This is a genomic window from Pleionea mediterranea, assembly GCF_003148745.1.
GTDB classification, from domain to species: domain Bacteria; phylum Pseudomonadota; class Gammaproteobacteria; order Enterobacterales; family Kangiellaceae; genus Pleionea; species Pleionea mediterranea.
In genome coordinates this window covers 1-1,600 of the sequence record NZ_QGGU01000028.1, presented here as the reverse complement: position 1 = coordinate 1,600, position 1,600 = coordinate 1, and the positions used below count along the sequence as shown (strand labels likewise).

At 38.9% G+C, this 1,600-nt stretch carries 1 protein-coding gene; it reads left to right on the top strand.

Annotation, left to right across the window (positions count from 1 at the left end):
• Positions 1-78 precede the first annotated feature (78 nt).
• Complete coding sequence (locus tag C8D97_RS17950) at positions 79-1,122, top strand: IS110 family RNA-guided transposase (RefSeq protein WP_109765180.1); 1,044 nt, start codon at positions 79-81, stop codon at positions 1,120-1,122.
• Positions 1,123-1,600 lie beyond the last annotated feature (478 nt).

The following is a 1,600-nucleotide window of genomic DNA, read 5'->3' as shown; positions in this document are numbered from 1 at the left end:
TTGATAATCATTGAGCCTTCTCCCTAGTTTTAGCATTTAGCTAAACTTAAAGGCGACTAAACCCAAAGGAGAAGCTCAATGAACTTTTACAACAACATCCACCCATATTACTGTGGAATTGACCTACATTCCAGATCCCTTTACGTATGCATTATTGCTCAAGATGGAAAAACCTGTTTGCATAAAGAAATACCCGCCAATCCAGAAAAGCTAATTGAGTTATTAACCCCTTACATCGGCCAGGTGGTTATTGGGGTTGAGTGTATGCACTGCTGGTATTGGATAGCTGACTTTTGCGAAAAACATGCTATCGACTTTATCTTAGGCCATGCGCTTTATATGAAGGCAATACACGGTGGCAAAGCTAAAAATGACCGAATTGATTCATTTAAAATTGCGACATTAATCCGAGGTGGTAACTTTCCTATTGCTTTTGTCTATCCCAAAGAAAAAAGAGCTACGCGCGATTTACTTCGTCGCAGAATGAAAATAGTACGCCATGGTGCTCACCTGAAAGCTCATGTGGTTAATACGACCAGCCAGTACAACTTACCTCCCAATAAGGTTAATTTAAAAAATATTGGCGCGCGAGAAATACTAAACTCAACATTTTCCGATCCTGTTGTACAAAAGAATATTAATTTAGATATGGCGATACTGGATTGTTACGCCAAAGAACTCAGTAAAATTGAGTGGTTTATTGAACAGCAAGCTAAACAGCACAACCCTGTTCAACTGCATATTTTAAAAAGTATCTCTGGAATAGGTCGAATTTTAGCTCTAACAATCATTTATGAGATAGGAGATATCAATCGCTTCAGCTCGGTTCAGAAATTCGCATCTTACGCCCGACTCGTTAAATGTAAAGCTGAGTCAGCAGGTAAAAGTTATGGAACACAAGGTAATAAAATAGGTAATGCTCACCTTAAGTGGGCCTTCTCCGAAGCTGCAGTATTATATTTACGCGGCAATAAACGCGCGCAAACTTACCTACTAAAACTTCAAAAGCGAATGAGTAAAGCTAAAGCACTTTCTGCACTAGCTCATAAGCTCGGACGCTGTATTTATTTTATGCTTAAAAATGAAACTGTATTTAATGAAAATAAATTTCTAAAGTGTTAGTCACGCAATGAGGTTAGCGCAACGCCTAACTGGACAATCGCTGAGTGCAAACAAATTGAAGTCTGCTGACTGATTTTAAAAATCAAACCATTCAATTTATGCACCATATAGCTTGAGCCCATTCGCCTTGATTAGCCAACCTCATTGGCGTGCATGTTTAATTAATGAGTAATATCGTTTACACCTTGATTGAGCCTGAAACTAACTGGATAGGTATCAACCCGACTCTTGAATAGCGCCAGTCCAAGGTTAACCGATGAATGTCTAGTGCCCCTACTTTTATAAATGGATAGAGAAAAACAGGCAACGGTAAGACCGTAATAAGAGAGCCTCTATATGTGTTTGCTGTAAGCGATTGACTTGACAGTAACCATGACAGACGAAGTAAATGAAATTACTGATTAACTGATATTCGCCCACCTCGGTGAGCGAAAACTTTAGTATTGCTTATTGACTCAAGGAAGGCTCATATGTGTTA

What these genes read in the sequence shown, in the direction of transcription:
- C8D97_RS17950 (WP_109765180.1), top strand. Translation starts at nt 79, where the DNA reads ATGAACTTTTACAACAACATCCACCCATATTACTGTGGAATTGACCTA.